Raw genomic sequence first — 22207 nt, forward strand, 5'->3', positions numbered from 1 at the left:
GCATCTTGCCCGCCAGATGTACCTCACTGATATGAAACATACTATATATAACTATAGCAGGGAACAGACAAGCTTTTGGGGAAGGCATTGAGGGCAATGGTTTTCCATGGTATGCGATCGCATTCTCATGCTCAAATTCCTCTGTACTTAGATCGCAATTTTTCTAGAGAAAGTCTGAGTCATGTCAATTTTATCAATTTTTGCTACAAATAACTAGGGTATTTCTTAGGAGTCAGGTAGGGGAGCAGTCGGATTTGCGACTTACAGAACAAATGGCTTCAATACCAGTTTTGAGCTAGTAAATTCTCTTTTTTCTCAAAGGGACATTTTCTGTAAAGTATTTAGATCGCACTTATTATTAGTAACATTCTTTTTTTGAATTGGTATAATAAGGCAGGAGAAAGGTACAAAATTGGAAGTCGGGAATAGAGATGAATATTGAACTGTACCTCACCATCTTAAAAAGTGCTGTAAATTTTATATTTCCAGTTCCCTAAAATTTTCCTGATAGTTAGTTTGGAATTTCTGAGAATACAAAGTTAAGTTAAAATGGACTAATAAAAATAATAAAGTAATATGAGTTCTAATCTAAGAGAACTTTCCTTAATTAGCTAGAGATTTTAATCCCTGGCAGATAAACCGATGCTGGAAGATTTAATATGACTGATTCTAATTTTAATAACGAATTACAATGGACCGCAGAAGCTCAAATTAAATTAAAAAACATTCCCTATTTTGTGCGAACTCAGGCCAGAAAGCGAATTGAAGATTTGGCCAGAGAAGCAGAGCAAGAAGTCGTCACAGCAGAAATAGTTGAGCAAGCTCGATTAGAATTTGGCCAGTAGGATAATCAAGTCAAAAGTCAAAAGTTAAAAGTTAAAAGTTAAACCACCCCTAACCCCTCTGGTGGAGGGGAAGTAGGGGATTTGAGCTCCGCTCCAAAAATATTTCGCCATTTCTAGGCGGGGTGGCGCGACCCAATCCTGTTTGATAACAACATTCCAATCAACACAATTGTGATGAGGAAAACAATTATTCTTTGAAGTCTAGAAAAAGGACTCATAAAGCCTTAGACTGGAGTGTTGCAGATAGTCAAGTTTGAGGTCTACAAAATCAACAGTGAGAAAAATTATAATTGCTGGGAACTGGAAAATGTACAAAACCCAAGCAGAAGCTAAAGAGTTTCTCCAGGGTTTAATGTCTCAACTCACAGAAATCCCTGAAAAACCTGAAGTAATTCTCTGCACTCCCTTTACTGCACTAGATTTTATGTCAAAAAATTTGCATGGGAGTCGGATAAAGTTGGGTGCCCAAAATGTTCATTGGGAAGAGGAGGGAGCATATACAGGAGAAATTTCTGGTCCAATGCTCAAGGAAATTGGAGTTAGTTATGTAATTGTTGGCCACAGTGAGCGTCGTCAATATTTTGGTGAAACTGACGAAACAGTTAATTTACGCTTACAAGCTGCTCAGAAGAATGGTTTAACCCCTATTCTTTGTGTGGGAGAATCTAAGGAGCAAAGAGCGGCTGGTGAAACAGAATCACATATCTTTTCTCAATTGGCCACAGATTTAATTGATGTGGATCAGGAAAATCTAGTAATTGCTTATGAACCTATCTGGGCAATTGGTACTGGCGATACTTGTGAAGCTACAGAAGCTAACCGTGTTATTGGTTTAATTCGGAGTAAGTTAACTAATTCTAATGTCACTATTCAATACGGTGGGTCTGTTAAACCTAATAATGTTGATGAAATTATGGCTCAACCAGAAATTGATGGTGCTTTAGTTGGGGGAGCAAGTTTAATGCCAGATAGTTTTTCTCGTCTGATTAATTATAAATAATTTAAGGATTTTTGATAATTAATTAGACTTCTTTGAGAAATTAAAAAAGGGAGGAAAAAAGAGTATGTTACAGCAAAATAGAAATATAAATTCACAAATTTCCTAAACAATTTGCACTATAACATAACTATAAATTGGTGGCAATAATTATGGATAATCAAACCTCACTATCATCTATAGATTTGGTTTAAGTATTCAACCTAGTTTTTGCTCTACTAACAGTTATAGTTGACAATTTTTTTCTTCCCTTTTGCTTAAATTATCCTAAAATCAATTCTCTTGAAGAAGGCAGCTATGCTGAAGGCAGAAGGTCTAATTCTTATGAATAGTCAACAATCGGCCACTTTGTGTCTCATAACCCCAAACAATTTTCAGTACTGTGTAGACGGTGCGGTATTTTAGCAGAAGGAAGAACAAAGAAGGAAGAAGGAAAAGTCTTACTTTGTCTGAGTTTTAAACTTTTGAACTGTCCTAACCTTTCCTTCGACTGCTATAAAACTGCCACAGAAAAGATAAATTATTTAACTGTTACTGCATTAATTATTAAACATCATTAAAATGCACAATTACTATCAAAATTTTGCTTGGGGAAAACGTACCTATATTATGGGTATTTTGAATGTAACGCCAGATAGTTTTAGTGATGGTGGTGATTTTAATACATTAGAAACATCTTTAAAACAAGCAAAAAAAATGGTAGAATCTGGCGCTGATATGATTGATATTGGTGGTCAATCTACTCGACCAGGGGCTGAAGTTGTGTCTCTGGAGGAGGAATTTAATCGGGTTTTACCAATAATTAAGTTATTAAGAAATCAGCAAAATATTTGTGCTGAAATCCCAATTTCTGTTGATACAACTAGGGCAGTAGTTGCACAAAAAGCTGTGGAAGTTGGTGCTAATTTAATTAATGATATTTCTGGGGGTACTTATGACCAAGATATGTTTTCGGTGGTTGCTACTCTTAAAGTACCCATTGTATTAATGCACATTAAGGGTACGCCAAAAACAATGCAAAAATTGACAGATTATCAAGATTTAATTGGGGAAATATATCAATTTTTAGAGAGTCGAATAGAGGCGGCTATAACAGCGGGAATTGAACGGGATAAAATTATTATTGACCCTGGTCTTGGCTTTGCTAAAAATTACGAACAAAATTTAGAAATTATCCGTAATTTATCAAGGTTTAAAAGTTTAAATTGTCCGATTTTAGTAGGGTTATCTCGTAAAAGTTTTATTGGTAAAATCTTAAATCAACCTGATGCTAAACAAAGAGTTTGGGGAACTGCGGCAGGTTGTGTGGCAGCAATAGCTGAATCTGTAGATATTTTACGAGTTCACGATGTGAAAGAAATGTCTGAAGTTTCTCGAGTTGCAGATGTTATTTTTAGGAAGGAAGAAAAAGGATTAAACAATTAAGAATTCAGAATTCAGAATTTAGAAGTCAGGAGTAGGGGCAAACGGCCGTTTGCTTCACATAACTATCGTTAACGCCTGTACAGTTTAACTATTATCAATTAACTTTTAATATAAAATCCGGTATACAGTAATCGCAAAATTATTTCCTCTTAGTACAGATGTTCTGTTGAATATGAATTTAAAAATTTAATAGTTCAAATCCTTTCTTTCTTCGTACCTCCTGATTCCTGACTCCTGACTCCTGACTCCTGACTCCTTAGCAATATGATAACTAATTATCCCGAACTATATAACTTTAAATAATGTCTCGCTCTAAAGCCCTCTATTCTTATATATTAATACGTTTGCTATTAGCCCCACTTATGTTATGGACTATTAGTACATTAGTTTTCTTGTTATTAAGAGCAACACCGGGAGACCCTGTAGATGCTATTCTTGGACCAAAAGTATCAACAGCAACAAAAGAAGCTCTAAGAGTAGAACTTGGTTTAGATGGCTCACTACTGGAACAGTATCTTAATTATCTAGGAAAATTACTCAGTTTTGACCTTGGTACATCAATGACCACTCGCGGGGAGTCAGTGTGGCAAATTATTCAAAATTATTTTCCTGCCACTGTAGAATTAGCAGTATTTAGTATGGCGATCGCTCTAATTGTTGGTATTACTGTTGGTTCTATTGCAGCTTCTCACCCTGATACCAAGTTAGATATTGGTGGGCGTTTATTTGGAATTATTACTTATGCAGTTCCACCTTTCTGGGCTGGCATGATTTTACAATTAATTTTTGCAGTACAGTTAAAATGGTTTCCTTTAGGTACTCGTTTTCCTATTACTGAAAATCCACCTCCAAGTATTACAGGTTTATACACAGTTGATAGTATTTTTAGTGGTAATATAAGTCATTTTTTCACCTCTATATATTATTTAGCTTTGCCGAGTTTAACGTTAGGAATTTTGCTCAGTGGTATTTTTGAAAGAATAGTCAGAATTAATCTCAAACGAACATTAAAATCTGATTATGTAGAAGCTGCTAGAGCAAGAGGCGTTCCTGAATTAAGAATACTATTTGCTCATGCTTTCAAAAATGCCATGATTCCAGTAATTACAATTTTAGGATTGACTTTTGCTGCTTTATTAGGAGGAGCAATATTAACCGAAGTAACTTTTTCTTGGCCTGGTTTAGCGAATAGATTATATGAAGCAATTAGTTCGCGAGATTATCCTACAGTACAGGGAATTGTTGTATTTTTTGCCGGAATTGTTGTGGTAGTTAGTATTTTTATTGATATTTTAAATGCTTATATCGATCCGAGAATTAGGTACTAATACCAAGCGCGATAAATGTTTGCTACAAATAACTAAGCTATTTATTAGGAGTCAGGAGTCAGGAGTCAGGAGTCAGGAGGGAAGAAAGAAGAAGGAAGAGGAAGAACTAGAGTTGAAGGAGAAAGTTTTTTTATAACTAATTATCCGGACATGATATAACTCCCTTTGAACTTTTCTTTCCCTTCTACCTTCTGCTTTCTGCCTTCTGCTTTCCCTCCTCCAAAGTGCAGAAAAATCCCAAATTGACAATTTTTACTCCTACCTCCTCGCTGATTCCCATTTCTCCTGTCTCCTGTCTCCTGTCTCCTACCCTCACCCATAAGACTTTCCATAAGCAAACCCAAAACGCTGTCTAAAATTGGCTATTGATTTTGCTGGAAGTACATAATGTTCACAATGTAGATCCCCTGCTTCAAATTCTAATTCTTGCAAAATTTGGTAATGTAATTGAGACTGTTCTCCATCGCAAATTCCTACAGTAGGTTCCAGTTGCTCAAACTGAGATGAGAGTAAACTAGAAAAAACACAACCCATGATATTAAAAGGATTTGAATTAAAAACTGCTGCTTTTTGAGCATTATTCATTATCTTTTCTAAAGAGGGTGGTAAATAGACTGTTGTTTTGATCGGAAATGGCGATCGCAACATTCCACCCTCACTAAACAAAATATCTTCCCGTTCTTGAAAACGCTGAATAGTTTCCTCTACGGAAAAACAATGAGGACCAGAATCATCAACAATTAGTGTACCAGGTTTAACCTGCATAATATCTAATACATCTGGAACATTTGTAGCTCCCACAATTAAACTAGACTCGTAAATTTCTTCTGGAACTGTTGTTTTTGATAATGCCAAATTTATCTGACCTTTAAAACCAAATTTCTGTACTAAATCTTGTTGAATATTCTCGAGAAGTTCCCACTTACTATAAACATCACAAAGAGTAATTTATTGAGGATGGGGTAAGCATTTCAACATTAAAGGCAGCACATTCATTCCTACAGAACCTAAGCCAAGAAATCCTACTTTTTCTGTACTTAAATATCGACCACCTTCCTCGCATATCTTCTTAATAGTAAGTACAACAGCAGCACCAGTTGTTCTATGTCCAGTCGTGATTTTTGGCAAATCCTGACGATTAGCAATTGCCTTGTTAATTGCCAAACCATAATCAGTCGCAGAAGGAATTAAGCCAGTCAAAGAAACAAATTTAGCGCCAATTATTCTAGCCATTTCTAATGCTTCAATAGTTACTTGTACTGTATCATCTTGATTGCTATATAAATCAGAAATAAATTGAGGCAAAATTATTATTGCAATTCTACCCCAATTAGTCTGTTTGACCATTACCCAAAAAGGAAGATTTTCAAAGATATTTTCAATAATATAATCTCGACTAAAATCAAATATTTCTGCATCATATTCTCCTAAATAGCCTAAAGCTACAGCATCGACAGGAGGAATTTTACCTACGGCAAATAAAGATAACAAAGAGCGAGATTCAAATTGTACATACTCGGAATTTTTAGTTTGTACAAATTTATCCTTTAATGTTTCCTGAACGTCATTTTTAATTGATTGAGAACTTTGCTGTTGAGAGACACTTTTATTGTTTAGTAATTCTGTGATGATATTACTTAACTCAGCAATTATTGGGTGTAAGAATAAAGTTTTGACTGAGAGACTAATGTTGAAATTTCTGCATATCTGAGAAACTAATTTGACTGCGGTTAGAGAATGACCCCCCAAATCAAAGAAATTATCATATATTCCCACCTTTTCTATTCCCAAAACTTCTTGCCAAATCTCTGCTAATATTTTCTGTGTCTGCGTCTGAGGAGCAACATACTCTCTGGAGACACTGATACTATCCGGTACTACTGCAAATACATCTGATGTTTTCTTGGCTTGTTCTTCAAATAACTGATGGATAAATTTATCTGCGGAGTCATCTTTTGTCTTGTTGTTCCGCTCTACCAGTATTTCGTCTCGTTCTGATTCTGTCATTAATGGCAACTGACTAATAGGTTGTTCTGGAGTCTCTACTGCTGCTGATAGTAGGTTTTGGTAATCTGACAGCATCCTGCTAATAGTTTCAACTTCAAACAAATCTCGGTTATATGCACAAAATCCTTTGATTTCATCTCCTGCTAGCCACAGATGTAATTCCAAGTCCATCCGCACTGTCATTTCAGCTCCAGTTCCTTCATACCAACTTAGCTCTAAGTTAGGTAAATTGAAGGATGATTTGAAGATTTCCTCCTGCTGCACCGCAAACATTACTTGGAACAAGGGATTTTTGGAGAGAGACCTTTCTGGTTGCAACTCTTCTACTAGCTTCTCAAAGGGTATATATTGGTGAGTATAAGCTTCTAAAGCTGTTTGTTTAACTCGGTTTAATACTTCTGTGAAACTAGGGTTCTCTCCCAGGTCTGTGTACATGACTAGGGAGTTGACAAAGAAACCTATCAACCCTTCTATTTCTGTACGGTTGCGGTTGGCGATCGCTGTCCCTACTACTATGCTTTCTTGACCACTGTAACGAAACAGTAATACTTTGAATACTGCGAGCAAAGTCATAAATAGGGTAGTTCCCTGTTTTTGGCTGAGTTGTTTAACTTTTGATGTTACTGCTGCTGATATGTTTATCGGTATACCTCCCCCATTAAAGGTTTGAACTGGGGGTCGGGGATGGTCTGTGGGTAGTTGTAGTTGAGGTAAGTCTTGCAGCTTTTGCTTCCAATAGTTGAGTTGGGTTTCAAGAGTTTCACCTTGTAAGTAGTTCCGCTGCCACACTGCAAAGTCAGCATATTGTATTGGTAGTTGTGGTAATGGGGATGGTTGGTCTTCTAGTGTTGCAGTGTAAATGGCTGAGAGTTCTTTGAATAATACGGTCAGTGACCAACCGTCGCTAGCTATATGATGTAATGTGATTTGCAGTATGTGTTCTATTGTTTCTAGTTTGATCAACTGAGCGCGTATAGGAGGGTTTATTTCTAGATTGAATGTTTGTTCATTTTCTTGTTGAAGTAGCTGTTGGAGTTTGGCAGTTTGCTCAGATGGTGTTAACCCACTTAAGTCTTGTATGGGTAGTTGTAGTTCAAAAGGGGGTTTGATTATTTGTACTGGTGTACCATTGATTTCACTGAAAGTAGTTCTCAGGGTTTCATGGCGAGCAATAATTTGGTTGATACTTTTTTGTAGAGCGACATAATCTACTTTACCTACTAGATGTAGAGTTAATGGCTGATTGTAAGCGTTGCTACTCAAATCCATTTTTTCAATAAACCATAGCCTTTGTTGTGGGTATGATAAGGGTGGGGGGTTTTCATTTTTATCTCTTGGTTGAATGGCTACTGTTTCTATACGTTGACTTTGAGCTAAATATACCTCTATTTCCTGAGACAGACTCACCAGTTCGGAATTTTCAAATAACTTTGTGAGGGGTAACTCTATATTAAAGGTTTGTCGCACCCGAGACACAACCTGAGTTGCCATCAAAGAATGACCACCCAAATCAAAGAAGTGATCATGTATTCCTACCTTTTCTATTCCCAAAACTGCTTTCCAAATCTCTGCTAATACTTTCTGTGTCTCTGTCTGGGGAGCGACATACTCCGTTGACACACTACTGGCTACATTTGGTACAGGTAATGCCTTACGATCTACTTTGCCATTGGGAGTCAGTGGCAGTTGTGGCAAGACTACAAACCAACTTGGTATCATATACTCGGGCAACCGTTGTTTCAGATAATGTTTCAATTTTCCTATTGATTCTGTCTGCGATAGTTCTGGAGTTTCACTTTCTAGCACGAGATAAGCGACTAGACTTTTATTACCAGAGTTATCTTCTCTTGCTAATACCACTATTTGTTTAACACTAGGATGTTGAGTGAGATTCGATTCTATTTCTCCCGTTTCAATACGGTATCCTCGCACTTTTACCTGGTTGTCGATGCGACCAATATATTCTATATTTCCATCGGGTAAATATCTACCTAAGTCTCCCGTCTTATAAAGTTTTGAGTTGTTTTCAAAAGGGTTAGGTATGAATCTTTCTGCTGTTAATTCTGGTTTGTTTAGATATCCTCGTGCTAAACCTGCACCACTGATATGTAGTTCTCCTGCTACTCCTATGGGTACTGGTTGTAAATAGCGATCGAGGATATAAATTTTCAGATCGCTTAAAGCTTTTCCAATTGGACTACTAACTTGTTCTATGTTCTCTCTGGTCAATATTTGGTATGTGACATGGACTGTTGTCTCGGTAATACCATACATATTGATTAACTGAGGGAATCGATCGCCATGACGCTCAAACCATGGGGCAAGAGTTTTTATCTGTAGAGCTTCCCCCCCGAAGATGATATATCGTAGTTTGAGAGCATCAACACTATAGTCTCGATCAACTTGAATTAGTTGAGCGAATGCAGATGGAGTTTGACTCAGGACAGTAACCTGATGTTGGACTAACAGATCGTAAAATTCTCTGGGAGAACGACTAACCCAGTACGGCACAATTACAAGGCGACCACCATACAGCAGAGCGCTCCACAGTTCCCACACAGAGAAATCAAAAGCGTAGGAATGGAATAATGTCGAGCAGTCGTGAGCATTGAAATTGTAAATTGATTCAGTTGTGCGGAATAAGCGGGTGACATTTTGATGGGAAATTAATACTCCCTTTGGTTGTCCTGTTGAACCTGAAGTATAAATTACATAAGCCAAATTTTCAGGAGTTACTCCAATAGCAGGATTATCAAAATAATTAGGTCTAAAACCCCGCATTGATCGGTGAAACGTTTTTGGAGAGCTGCTCAAATCCCCGTTACCAAAACAACTTCTGACTTCTGACTTCTGACTTCTGACTTCGTTAACTGTATTTTCTTGAGATGAACGGAGTGTTTCTAAATCACTATCCAAACAAACTACTTGAGCTGAATGTTGTGGCAAATCTGATAAAACCGATTTAGTTGTCACTAATATTGGTACTGCCGCATCTTCCAAGATATAACTCAAACGTGCTGCTGGATAACTGGTGTCTAATGGTACATAAGCTCCACCTGCTTTGAGGATACCTAACAAACCAATTACCATTTCTACTGAACGCTCTACACAAATACCCACTAATACTTCTGGTTTGACACCCAAACTTTGTAGGTAATGTGCTAATTGATTAGCTTGACAATTTAACTCGAAGTAGGTAAGTTGCTGCTCCTCAAATATTACTGCCACTGCATCTGGTGTTTTCTCTACTTGCTCTTCAAATAACTGATGGATACATTTGTCTTTTGGATAATCTCTTTTGGTATCGTTCCATTCCACCAGTATTTGGTTTAGCTCTGGTTGTGTCATTATTGGCAATTGCAATACCCTTTGTTCTGGATGAGTCACCACTGCTTCTAACAAAACCTGGAAATGCTTGATCATCCGGTCTATTGTGTCTGACTCAAAAATATCTGTGCTGTAGTTACAATAAACTTCTAAACCTGATGAAACTTCCATCAACTGAACTTCCAAATCAAATCTGGTGAAATCAGAATCCAACATTTGACTTACCCTTAAACCGGGTAAATTCCAAGATTCCATTTTAGTATTCTGGAGAGCGATCGCCACCTGTACTAAAGGGTTATGACTTAAATTTCTCTCTATCTTTAGCTGCTCTACTAGCTTCTCAAATGGGAAATCCTGGTGAGCGTATGCTTCTAAGGTAGTTTCTCTTACTTGATTTAATAATTCTTGGAAAGTGGGATTATCTGACAAGTCAGCTCGTAACACAAGGGTATTGACAAACATACCAATCAATGATTCAATTTCCCCTCGATTGCGATTGGCAATAGGAGAACCTACTACTAAATCTAATTGACCGCTGTAACGGGATAATAAAACAAAAAATGCAGATAACAGAGTCATAAATAATGTACTTTCTGACTCTTGACTTAACTGTCTTAGTTTTCTAGTCAAATCTAGACCTATTTGAAAAGACTTGCTCCCACCCTTAAATGTAGGTTTAGCAGGATGGGGGTAGTCTGTAGGAAGTTTCAGAACTGGGGAAACTCCAGTCAGTTGTTTTTTCCAGTAATTCAATTGTTTTTCCAGCACCTCTCCAGCAAACCATTCTCGTTGCCAGTGAGCAAAGTCTGCATACTGGATAGGTAGTTCTGGTAAAACAGAGGTTTTTCCCTGAGAAAAAGCTGCATAGAAACTAGATAGCTCTTTAACTAAAATCCCTAAAGACCACAGATCGCACATAATGTGGTGCATTGTTATCAGCAGCACATAACGTTCTGAGTCAAGTCGCAACAAAGTAACTCGTAGCATCGGTCCCTTAGCTAGGTCAAACAGTGCCATTGCTTCCTGTCTGATTAGCTGTTGAACTTTTTCTGACTGTTCCTGGGGCGAGTAGTTATTTTGCAAGTCTACCACTGGCAGTTTCAAGTCAGTTACCGGAGCAACTATCTGTACGGGTTTTCCATCGAGATCGGAAAAGGTAGTCCGCAAAGTTTCATGGCGTTGGATAATTGCGTTCAGACTTTTCTCCAAGGCGAGAATATTTAAAGTACCGTCTATAGTCAGAACAATTGGTAAATTATAAGTTGGATTATTAGGAAATAGCTGGTTCAAAAACCATAACCTTTCCTGAGCAAAGGATAAAGGTAATTTGCCATCTCTAGAAACTGGTTTAATAAACTGTTCTTGAGTTTTATATCCCTGACGCAAAAACTCTATAATTTCTGTTTTACAGGCGATTAAATTCTGTTTCAACTCTGGTGTCATTACTCCCTTTGGAGCATCACACCCTAGTTGCTCTTGTTCTATCCAAAGTTTGATACCTAGATTTTGTAGATAAGATATAAACTCAACTATTTTCATAAGACATCTCCATAAAAAAGGGAATAAGGGAATAGGGGGAAATAATATTATGTCCGGTTGAATAGTGATAAATAACGAGAGAGGAGGACCGAGTCAGGAGGACCGAGTCAGGAGGACCGAGTCAGGAGGACCGAGTAGGGCCGTTCGCCCCTACAGGAGGGAAGAAAAAGAGGAAAGAAGAAGAGAATATTTTTTCATCACTAATTATCCGGACATGATACAATTGATAATTTATGTATGATAATTGATTTTATGGCATTGGTGATTTGAGGTATGATATCATGTCCCGATAAGAGTGCGATAGAAGTCCGTTCCGCGCTCCGCGTTAAGGTGCGTTGTGCGTCAGCAAACAAAAAACTTTCTCCTTCTACTCGAGGTTCCTTCTTCTTTCTTCCCTCCTGACTCCTGAGTAATGAACATTAATATCATACACGCGCTTCACCAACGCCGATTTTATTTTTAATTTTTGGGGATGTCTATAACAAAAACCTCTCCTTTTCTTCTGTTTCAGAAGTTAATATAGTTTCATTTTGAGCAACTTGACGCAACAGTTCCAGGTTTTGAGCTATACCAGTAATAGTCGGATACTCAAATAAAAGCTTTAAGTTGAGTTCCTTCTCAAAAGTCTGTCGCAAGCGAGAAATAACCTGAGTTGCCAATAGAGAATTACCTCCCAGCTCAAAGAAATTATCATCAACTCCTACCTGGGACACCCCTAACACATCCTGCCAAATTTGAGCAATTTGACGCTCAGTCTCATTTCTAGGTTTCACTCTTTCTTGAGTAGAGCGACCCAAATTACTCTGAGAAAGTAAATCTATATCAATTTCCCCTTCCTTAGTTAAAGGTATTTCTGCCAACTCCACTACAGCACAACTACTAGGTTTACCCACCGCATCCTGTACCTGACGCTCCAGAACACTCACATTTGGTTTACCCTTATCGTTAGTCGTAAAGTAAGCTGTTAATTGTTGCAGAGTATCCGAAGTAGAAGTCAACCTTCTGATATTAAGATTACTACCATCCAAACCCACCATTAAGTATGGTTGGTCGTAGCATAAACTAGCTAATAGTGAAGACATACCTTGAGATAATCCCACAGCTAAATATCCCTTAGCTTGAGTTAACTGCTTCATCTGATAACCCCGACTCATCCCCATTTCATCCCACATACTCCAAGCTAAACAATAGCTCTGTAACTGACCCCGATCGCGTTGATAGTAACAGAAAGCATCCAAGAAACTATTAGCTGCTGCATAAGCTCCCACCGTTGTGCCACCAAAGAAACCATTAATAGAGGAAAAGTTGATAAACAAACTCTTTGGTTGCAATTCTGGCAATTGATGTAATACCCAAGTTCCTAATAATTTAGGCCGTAACACCTCAGCTAAACTTTCTGGTGTTTCCTCTATCAGCAAACGCTCTTGCATCAACCCTGCTAGATGAATCACCCCATCCAGTTGTTGAGTGTTCCATCCAGACAAGGTTTGCTGTACTACCTCCTGCACTGCTTTTTGATTTGCAATATCTATCCCTTGGTAAATCACCTCACCATCTAATTTTTGTAATTGTTGGTAACCTTTGATTTTCTCTGCTAGTTTACCTCCTTGCTGTAAATAACTTTCCCAACTTTTACTATCTGGTAAAGAAGTTCGCCCTAATAACAACACTTTAGCCTGATAATGTTCCAGGAGATACTTAGCAATTTCAACACCAATTCCTCCTAAACCTCCACTAATAAGGTAAGTTCCTCCTGCTTTGAATGGTAACGGTTGTTTAGGTTTTGAAGGTAGGTCAATTTTCTCCAAAGCTGATACCCAACGCTCTCCATCTCGATAAGCAACTTCTGAATCTTTAGCATCAATAGTTAATTCCTGAAGGATGCGATCGCTATTGACTTCTAATGAGTTTTGTGGTAAGTCTAGATGCCGACATTGCCACTGGGGGTTTTCCTGGGGAATAGTTTTTAGTAAACCTGGTACTGTTGCTTTTTGATAGGAAATTGCTTCTTGGGGATTTAGAGACTGACTATTATTGGCAACATACAACAGTCGGAGTGGATAATTTTGGTTTTGATTACCGAAAGTTTGTAGCAGGAATAAGAGACTGTAAATACCTGTTTGTTGTGCTGTTTCTATAATTTCTGTGTCAGTAATTTTTCCAGTATATTTATCATAATGCCACAGGTGAATAATTGCTCCAATTTTGATATTTTCTGCTGCTAAAGATTCGTACAATTTTTGATAATTTTCTTGAATATATGGAGCAATTATATAGTGATTATTACTAACTTTTTGAAAAGTTTCTCCTAATTCTATTTCCACATAAGGGTGAGAATTTTTTTCTAACTTTTGGCAAAACTGTTGACCTAATCCTAATTCATCTAAAAATACTAAAATTACTCCGATTTTTGCTAATTTTTGTGGTTGATAATTTTCTTGTTTTCGTCCCCATATTTTTTGATAAAACCAATCAGGAATTGTGTTGTTATTTTCGGTAATTAAATCTACCCGCTTTAAAATTTCTTTGAATTCTCCTGTGGCAAATTTTTGACTGAGTTGAGTTCGTTTAATCTTACCAATAGAAGTTTTGGGAATTAAGTCTTTGTCTAGAGGAATTAAATAATCTGGATTAATTCCCATACGTTTTATCACCTGTTCTCTAATATTTTTCAATAAAAATAATAACTCTCTATCTTCGTTTTTTTCACTATTGAAAAATATCGCTAATTTATCCGTATTACTATTAGCTTCTCGCACAGCACAAGCTGCGGTGTAAGAAACTTCTATTTCTGGTAATTCCTCTACCACCGATTCTATTTCATGGCTATAGTAGTTTAAACCGTTGATAATAATTACATCTTTTTGTCGTCCGGTAATAGTTAAACTTCCATTCTTGAGAAACCCTAAATCTCCCGTATTAAACCAACCATCTACTGTAAAAACTTCTTTATTTGCTGTTGGATTTTGATAGTAACCTGATGTGACTGATGCACCTTTTACCTGTAAAAAGCCAACAACTCCTTCACCAACTACTTGTTGATTTGCATCAACAATTCTCAAACAAGTACCCGCAATTGGTTGACCAAGTTCAACAAACTTATCTTCATCAGATGATGATTCAAGAGAAAAACTATTAGACCATGTAATCCCCGAACAAGTCTCGCACATTCCGAAAGCTGGATGAATAGCTGTTGTCGATAAACCATAAGAATTTAAAAGTTGGAGAAAGTTTCTAGCAGTTTTAGTAACTATTGCTTCTCCTGCATTTACTAAAAATCTCATGGAAGACAAATTCCAGTGTCGTTGTTTAACCTCTTCTGCGCGATCGCCAATCATAGTAAATGCAAAATTTGGTGCCCAGCTAATTGTAGCTTGATAACAGTCAATTAAATCTAACCACTTGAGTGGATTTTGCAATATCAATTGTGTCGGTACATGAATCTGCTGACATCCTAGGTCAACTGCCATAATACTCAGAAATACCAATGCTCCCACATGATCTATCGGCATCCAATTCAAAGTCACATCCTGACTAGAAAATTGGTTCATGGCAATTGTACCAGCAGACATACTCAATAGCTTGCTGTTTTCCTGCATTACTGCTTTAGGTATCCCAGTGCTGCCAGAAGTTAACAGCAAAACTGCTAGGTCTTGTGGTTGACTTTTATAAATATTTGTATCTGGTGCAAAACCTCGTAACTGTTCCAAAGTTTCAACCACAGACCTACCTAAATTCAGACGTTGCGACCACCCACGCACAGATGATACTAATTTCCTATCTGTGAGTATCAAAGGTTGTCCTAACATTTGCCAAGTATTTTCCAGTTTTGTCAGACTACTATGAGATTGGTCATAACTAGGGGGTACTGATACTGGTACAGGTACAAACCCTCCCAACAAACAACCCCAAAATGCACTGATAAAATCTTGATTTGATTCTAACTGAAAGATTACTTTATCTTGAGGTTTCAATCCTAACTGTCTCAACCCACCTAATATTCTTTGAGCTTCTACCCACAACTCACTATAGGTTTGAGCGATCGCTTCTCCATCTGACTGAATATATATCAGATTTGTATCCCCCTGATTTTGAGCTGCTCGTTCTAATACTTGTGCTAAAGTAGTTGGTGCATTTTGCGACCACTTGATTGCTTCTCCTGCACTGATAGCTGGTTTTCCTGATGTTGATTGGGTTTGTAATTCTGTTGTGGGAACTGACTTTTCTGCTACAGGAGTTGCAGCATTATTAGGAAGTGTGATTTGTTCTGATAGCAGCAAGTCTGATATATGCAATGGTGGCAACTTTAGTGTTTTCTGTTGCACTACCACTGCTACTTGTTCTATTTCTGGCACTGCTTTGAGTTGTGTTTCCCATTGTTGTACTACGTTATCGTCAATTACTGGAAAACGTGCCAACGCTACTTCGTCTACTTTTCCTTTGTCAGTTAAGGGTAAGCTCGACAGGGGAACATAAGCTTTTGGGATCATGTATGGGGGTAACTGCTGTTGGATGTGGGAGTGTAATTGTTTCGGGTTCCAGACTCCGGCTAATACGACATAAGCTACTAATAAGGTTTGATGAGCTAATACATAAGCTTGTTCTACTCCGGAGACTGATAATAGAGCTGTTTCTATGTTGGCTAGTTCTATTCGCTTCCCTTTAATCCATGTCTGCCGTTGTTTGGTTCCGACTATTTCTAGTTGTTGTTTAAATGCATCTGCATCTGCATCTGGGGCTTTATCAACCTGCTCTTCAAATAACTGATGGATACATTTGTCTGTTTTGGTGTTGTTTGATTCGTGCATAATTTTCTGTTTTTATGCTGCTTGACATCCTCCCCGGCCTAAAGGCACGGGGATTCCTACCGAGCCCTAGCTCCTCGGCGGGTTGACACCTCACAGGCTGCTGCAAGCTTGGCGCTAGTCTTACGCTTGCCTCCGCGTCCGTTTTTTGTCTCGGACTGCCCGCCCGCGACCAATATATTTATTGCTGCATTTTCATCACGGTCGTGTTTTGTACCACAGTTGAGACATTCCCACTCCCTTACTGAAAGGTCTAACTTTCCACCCTTGAATCCACAACATGAACACTTTTGTGATGTTGGTTCCCACTTGCTAATTACTCTAAAATCACGACCGTATTTTTCAGCTTTTCCTTCTAACAGCGTCCTAAATTGTCTCCAACCTAAATCTGATATGGCTCTGGATAATTTACGGTTTTTCACCATGCCAGAAACATTCAAATCTTCTAAAACAACTGTTTGGTTTTCACGAATTATTTTAGTAGATAATTTATGTAGAAAATCAGCTCTTGTATCTTTCAGTTTGGCATGGAATTTAGCTACTCTAATCCTGGCTTTTTCATACCTTTTAGAGCCTTTAGTTTTATGAGATAATGACTTACTTAACTTTTGATACTTCTTAATTCGTTTTTTGAGTGGTTTTGGTGCATCAATCTTTGTACCGTCACTAAATGTAGCAAAGGTTTTAATACCTAAATCTATACCTACTGAATTATCAGTTTTAGGTAATACTTCTGGTTGTATTTCTACTACAAAACTCAAGAAATATCTATGAGCGGAATCTTTGATTACTGTTACTGATGATGGAGCAGCAGGTAACTCTCTTGACCAGACTATTTTTAGCTTTCCTATCTTGGCTAAATAAACTTTGTGTTGACCAACTTTAAACCCTCCCTTTGTCAACCTAGCAGTTTGCTTTGACTTTCTACTTTTAAATTTAGGAGGTTTAATAGATCTACCTTTCTGTTGACCTTTAGTTGATTTGAAAAAGTTTTGATAAGCTTGGTTTAAATCATTTAAAGATTGCTGCAATGGTATAGCAGAAACTTCTGATAACCATTCTCTGTCTTCAGTCTTTTTCGATTGAGTGATAAACTGTTTTTGTAGTTGAGAATTTGTGGGTTTCTTTTCTCCCGATCTATATTTTTCTTGACAACAAGCTAGGCTATCATTCCAAACCACACGGACACAACCAAATAGCTTTGCTAATCGGTATTTTTGTCCCGGTGTTGGATAGATACGATACTTAAATCTAGCTTTCATAATTCCTATCTAAACTAAACAGCACGATAACATATTTATTTAAAAAAAACAACTAAAAAGTCGCCCGCTTATGGGCGAGGCTTTAAACCCAATTTTTTGGTAAGTATAGCATTATTTTGGGGAAGTCGTTTTTTTATAAGTATTCAACCGCACATGATATGACTGGGATGATGGCTAGAAAATTAAAAAAATGTTAACTTTTTGATGTTTTAATTATTTGATTATACTCTTGCTCTTATCGGGTTTTAGTTTGGACCAATTGCGATCGCTAAAGCCATAAGTCCAACCAATAATTTTAATACTTAGAACGGCAGATTAATGCTATTACTCCAAGAAAAGCTGGAATTCATTAACACTATTGCCCATGAAGGCAAAGTAGTAGTTATTGCGACCGATGCTAACGGCAAGATTTTCTACACCATTAAGCAGGATGGCTTTGAAGACTCTTACCTCAATACTCCCGAAGACCAACGCACGGGATGGGAAGATTGGCAAGAACTGGAATTTCCTGATGAAGCAGAGGATGACCAGTCCGTAATAGACAAAGAAACCGCAGAATTAACTCATCAAGATGACCCCAATAAATTTATTCTGCGTTCTCGCTACAGAACTCTGAATGAATCTGCGGTTGCACCAGTACAATTAGTTTCTGGGATGGAACACATTTATGTTTTTCGTCAGTCGAAAGCTAATGCCACCGAAACTACTCCTAATACTTTATTAGTAGACCGTTTTGTCCTCGATGGCATGACTAATCAGCTAGTGCGGAAGTTAGATGTGCGGTTTAAACGCTCTCGGAAAAAATATCAACCCATTGAGAGCATGAGGAAAAAAGCAAATGGTGGGTTAGCAAATATTGACTCTTTGGACTTTCGAGATGCTGATGGCGAGCCATTTTATGAACCAACTACGGAATTGAGCCTAATTACAAATCTTGACAAAGGCTGGTTTTCCGTAGTCTTGTTACCAACTAACGAACATGAAAAATACCGTTGGCATATTTTTGCTTACAATTCTCAAACTCAGAAGATAGAGTTGACAACAATTGGCGCTTCTGAAGAGGGATTATTTGATATTAAGGACTATACAATATTAGAGCAGAAACGAGAAGCCAAGAATGCATTAGTACCTCGTTCTATTCCTGGGATTATTCATCGGACTTTAGATATTAATAACGTTGAGGTAGCTGACGGTTTTTCTGCCACCAAATACGATATCCAACGGGAGCAGCAAACCAGGGAAGGAATGCAGTTGTTGAAAAATGCCACCAAGATCATGTTGGCAATTCCCACAAAACAGGGAAATGTTGCAGCTTTGAGTTTTGCAGTAGCAGCAGATGGCACTTTGGCAGAGATTGATGAAAACCCAGACTCCCAGACTATTCTCAGGAGCAATAGTCGCGATCTATTGTTACCCTTAAATACCCTGGATGAAATTAAAGGAATAGGTGATTCCACACCACCGCCCCAGGGTACAATTACTGCAATAAATAGAGGAGATGAAGATACAGTTCAGATTACCTCTCCTGAAGCAGCGGATTTAATCACTGGTGACATTATTGAAATCACGGATACTCAAAGTTATGATGGCCATTATGTAGCTACTGCCATTGACGAAGATACCTTTGAAATTGAGACTAGCTATGTTGATGGAGACATTGGTCGTTGGGAAGTAGTGCCAGAAGCAGAAACAGGTTTAATTTTTGATGGTGCCATCACTGCTTTTGAAAGGGTAGAAAATCAAAGACTGAGAATAACAGCTTTTAATCATGGTCTGGAAGATGGGGATGAAGTTCAAATTATTAATACCAGTGACTATAATAGAACTTTAGCTATTCAGAAGCTTGACGTAGAAAATTTTGTTGTTAACGGTATTAGTTGGCAATCAGGGGAAGCAGTCAATCTGAAATTGAAATCCAGAAAGCGTCGGGGTGTGATGTTTAATGGTGGGGATCAGAAAATTGCTATTCCTGCTATTGAGTTAACGCCTCCATCTACAGAATTTGCTTTCGGTTATACGATTTCAGCTTGGGTTTATGTATCACAGACAAGTAGTGGAGAACAAATTATTGTTTGGGAAAAAGAACAATGCTTCCAACTATTGATTAATAATGGTACTGTGACTCTGAAAGCTAGAATAGGTAATAGTAATAAACAAGTCACTGATACAGCAACGCTCCCCACAAATCAATGGGTGCATTATGCTGGTGTGATTGCTTCTGATGGTGCAAGTAACAGTACAACTTTAACTCTTTGTAAAAATGGTCAGCAGGTAGGAACTCCTGGAGAATTTGCAGCATTACCCAATACACCAGAAAATTGGCAACCAGAATTTGAGATTGGCAAGTCTTTTGTTGGCAAAATTGCTGATGTACAAATTTGGGATAAAGTTCGTACTGTTCAGGAAATTAAAGACAGTATGTACCTACAGCTAACTGGACGAGAAGTAGATTTAGTAGGTTATTGGCGCTTAGGGGCGATTACTAAAGACAGAAAAGTAGTTGATTTTTCTGCCTACGGAAATGATGGAATCGTACATGGGGATGCTTTTGTGAGTGCGATTACTCTGAGTCGCACTTTAGGAGATAATACTACTCAAGTAGTTAAGTACAGCAATGATGATTTGGTGGCAGTTACTGCTGGAGCAACCTATGTAGAAACTTTTGAATTTAAGACCGATCCTCATGTTAACCCCAATAATGTCAATGGTAATAAATTGTTCAGTTTCTCCTATTGGGGTAAAACAAGTCGCAGTGCCGAGCAAAAGATGACGTTTTCTGGAGCTGACAGTGACTTTGTGTCATTAGGCAATAACTGGTATCAAGCAACTTGTCGCGTTACTGTACCTTATATGGTAGCAATGATGCGTGCTTTTGAAATTGCTGATATTCTTAGAACTTAAGTGGATAGGTAATGCTCAGTTTGCACCCACTCTTCTAGGCTATATCGAAGGAGCGCCACCAATACCGAGCGAAAACTTGAGTGTTAAGATAGACTACAACAATGCAACCTCTGTAGAATTAGGTATGTCCGAAGATGTAGCATTTAGCTGGAATCGTTACCAAGAAGTTGGTTTGGGGGCATCAATTAATCTGTTTATGGGAGCCAGCAACGTCTCATACGCTGGTTTTGGAGTGATGACAAAAGCATCAGATATACGAGCAGGTTTCAAAGGTAATCTTGACCTCAGTTACAATTTCTTGAATCAAACCAGTATTAGCTCTAGCTCATCCATAACTATGACCGATCGCTTGGAACTACGGGGTAACTATGAAAAAGGTATCCAATTTCCCCATTTAGGTCAGCGTTTTATACCCAAAAATGTCGGTTATGCTTTGGTGGTTTCGAGTTTAGCAGATGTGTTTATTACTCGCCTCAAACGCACGAAGAAAATGATTGGTTATCAAGTGCAACCTGTGGATGGTATTCCACCAGATATTAATACTATTACGTTCTTGATTAATCCAACTTATACTATGAACGGTAGCTTGGATGGGATGACAGGTTCTAGCGCTAGTAGCGATCGCTTCTTCCGCCATGTCCCGGAAATGCGGGATCAATATGGTTCTCTATATCCCGCTAGTTACTATCGTCTCCAGGAAGCTTACGACCTCAAACAAAAGATTGAGAATGAAGATAAACGGCGAGAGTCATATTTTGCTCAATTTAACGCACTGCTTGTGGATGAAGCATCCTTGGAACGAGAAGCAAGCAAAGGAGAAGCGCCATCAGAAATATCTCTGGAGCGGGAAGAAGATAAACCTGATGAGAATATGACTGAGGAGGAGAGAAAAGAGCAAGAAGCAGCAGAACAAAAACAGCGGGAAGAGGAAGCAAGGTCTGGTGCTTTGGAGCAGTCAGATGCTGCTCAACAGAAACAGGCAGAAATTAGCTCCAGAATTCAAGATCAGGATTCGAGAGTCCATGCCACAGATAGTTTTGCTGGTTGGCAACGGAAAATGGAAAGTATCCAAATTCGAGCTGGAAAGCGTAATATAGTTAACAATTACGTTTGGGATGCTGATGGCGGGTTGCGGACAGAGGCACAGAGTTTTGCTAATACTGCAGAACATACTATTGGTGGTTCATTCGATCTCTACGCCGGTTTAGGTTTAGAGGGTAACTTTGGTTTTTTTGGGGCGGCAGTTGAATTAACTGCTCAAGCTACTGTCAAGATGACCCAAACTATGACTAAAACTGAAAGTCGTAGCACAGGTTTTCAGTTATATGTGGATTTAAGTGGTGTAGAAAGCATTGGAGTTACCGATGCCGATGACTACCCTATTCGGCCAGGGGAAAAGGTAGACCGCTATCGCTTTATGAGTTTTTACCTGGAAGGTAGTACCAAAAACTTTAATGATTTCTTTGACTATGTAGTTGACCCCGAATGGCTTGCTAGTAACGATGAAGAAGCTCGTGCTTTGCGTCAAGCGAGGGGCAAAGCTAATAAAACTTGGCGAGTGCTACACCGAGTTACTTATGTAGAACGTCCAGCACTAATGGGCTTTGGTCGGGATATTCGTAAGCAACAAGATCCGGATCAAATAACTGCAGAAATCGTTAATTACTTTGATTCCCTAGAAGGGAAAAATCAAAGTATACAAGGTGAACTTGCAGATATTCGAGGTAAACTTACAGAGCTAAAATCTTTGCTGGAAAATCAATAGACATCT

Annotated in this window: 13 protein-coding genes; 8 read left to right on the forward strand and 5 right to left on the reverse strand. The window is 38.2% G+C overall.

The window, feature by feature from the left end:
- Positions 1–659: 659 nt before the first annotated feature.
- The 5 genes from F6K06_RS00435 to F6K06_RS00455 all read left to right on the forward strand — a co-directional run bounded on the left by F6K06_RS00435 (position 660) and on the right by F6K06_RS00455 (position 4731).
- Positions 660–845, forward strand: a complete 186-nt coding sequence (locus F6K06_RS00435) for a PCP reductase family protein (protein WP_124145495.1) — start codon at positions 660–662, stop codon at positions 843–845.
- Positions 846–1119: 274 nt separating this feature from the next.
- Entirely contained in the window at positions 1120–1845 is a 726-nt protein-coding gene (gene tpiA, locus F6K06_RS00440) for a triose-phosphate isomerase (protein ID WP_124145496.1), read from the forward strand.
- A 558-nt stretch (positions 1846–2403) separates the two neighbouring features.
- Positions 2404–3267 (forward strand): dihydropteroate synthase, encoded by an 864-nt coding sequence (folP, locus tag F6K06_RS00445; RefSeq protein ID WP_124145497.1) that lies wholly within the window; start codon positions 2404–2406, stop codon positions 3265–3267.
- A gap of 302 nt (positions 3268–3569) precedes the next feature.
- Positions 3570–4595, forward strand: coding sequence for an ABC transporter permease (locus F6K06_RS00450; RefSeq protein WP_124145530.1), 1026 nt, complete (start codon positions 3570–3572; stop codon positions 4593–4595).
- Positions 4564–4731, forward strand: coding sequence for a hypothetical protein (locus F6K06_RS00455; protein ID WP_161564580.1), 168 nt, complete (start codon positions 4564–4566; stop codon positions 4729–4731). The genes F6K06_RS00450 and F6K06_RS00455 overlap by 32 nt, the downstream gene beginning before the upstream one ends.
- Before the next feature lie 4 nt (positions 4732–4735).
- On the opposite strand, the gene F6K06_RS00460 is transcribed toward F6K06_RS00455, so the two are convergent.
- The 3 genes from F6K06_RS00460 to F6K06_RS00470 all read right to left on the reverse strand — a co-directional run bounded on the left by F6K06_RS00460 (position 4736) and on the right by F6K06_RS00470 (position 11468).
- Positions 4736–4927 carry a hypothetical protein gene (locus F6K06_RS00460; RefSeq protein ID WP_124145531.1) on the reverse strand — a complete coding sequence of 64 codons (192 nt, stop codon included), beginning with the start codon at positions 4925–4927 and terminating at the stop codon, positions 4736–4738.
- Positions 4908–5450 carry a hypothetical protein gene (locus F6K06_RS00465; protein ID WP_287239399.1) on the reverse strand — a complete coding sequence of 181 codons (543 nt, stop codon included), beginning with the start codon at positions 5448–5450 and terminating at the stop codon, positions 4908–4910. The genes F6K06_RS00460 and F6K06_RS00465 overlap by 20 nt, the downstream gene beginning before the upstream one ends.
- A gap of 93 nt (positions 5451–5543) precedes the next feature.
- Positions 5544–11468 (reverse strand): non-ribosomal peptide synthetase, encoded by a 5925-nt coding sequence (locus F6K06_RS00470; protein WP_287239401.1) that lies wholly within the window; start codon positions 11466–11468, stop codon positions 5544–5546.
- Between the two features lie 64 nt (positions 11469–11532).
- Between F6K06_RS00470 and F6K06_RS00475 the strand changes: the two genes are divergently transcribed.
- Entirely contained in the window at positions 11533–11709 is a 177-nt protein-coding gene (locus F6K06_RS00475) for a hypothetical protein (protein ID WP_287308790.1), read from the forward strand.
- A gap of 235 nt (positions 11710–11944) precedes the next feature.
- On the opposite strand, the gene F6K06_RS00480 is transcribed toward F6K06_RS00475, so the two are convergent.
- Both F6K06_RS00480 and F6K06_RS00485 read right to left on the reverse strand, forming a co-directional pair.
- On the reverse strand, positions 11945–16276 hold the full coding sequence (locus F6K06_RS00480; RefSeq protein ID WP_287239404.1) for an SDR family NAD(P)-dependent oxidoreductase: 4332 nt from the start codon (positions 16274–16276) through the stop codon (positions 11945–11947).
- A 56-nt stretch (positions 16277–16332) separates the two neighbouring features.
- Positions 16333–17535 (reverse strand): RNA-guided endonuclease TnpB family protein, encoded by a 1203-nt coding sequence (locus tag F6K06_RS00485; RefSeq protein WP_287239407.1) that lies wholly within the window; start codon positions 17533–17535, stop codon positions 16333–16335.
- Between the two features lie 318 nt (positions 17536–17853).
- Here F6K06_RS00485 and F6K06_RS00490 point away from each other — a divergent pair, with 318 nt between their 5' ends.
- Together F6K06_RS00490 and F6K06_RS00495 are read left to right on the forward strand one after the other, a co-directional pair.
- Positions 17854–20436 (forward strand): LamG domain-containing protein, encoded by a 2583-nt coding sequence (locus tag F6K06_RS00490; protein WP_287239409.1) that lies wholly within the window; start codon positions 17854–17856, stop codon positions 20434–20436.
- Positions 20414–22201, forward strand: coding sequence for a hypothetical protein (locus F6K06_RS00495; protein ID WP_287239411.1), 1788 nt, complete (start codon positions 20414–20416; stop codon positions 22199–22201). Before F6K06_RS00490 ends, F6K06_RS00495 begins: the two co-directional genes overlap by 23 nt.
- The last annotated feature ends 6 nt before the right edge of the window (positions 22202–22207 follow it).

Source organism: Okeania sp. SIO1H4 (genome assembly GCF_010672695.1).
GTDB lineage: Bacteria > Cyanobacteriota > Cyanobacteriia > Cyanobacteriales > Microcoleaceae > Okeania > Okeania hirsuta.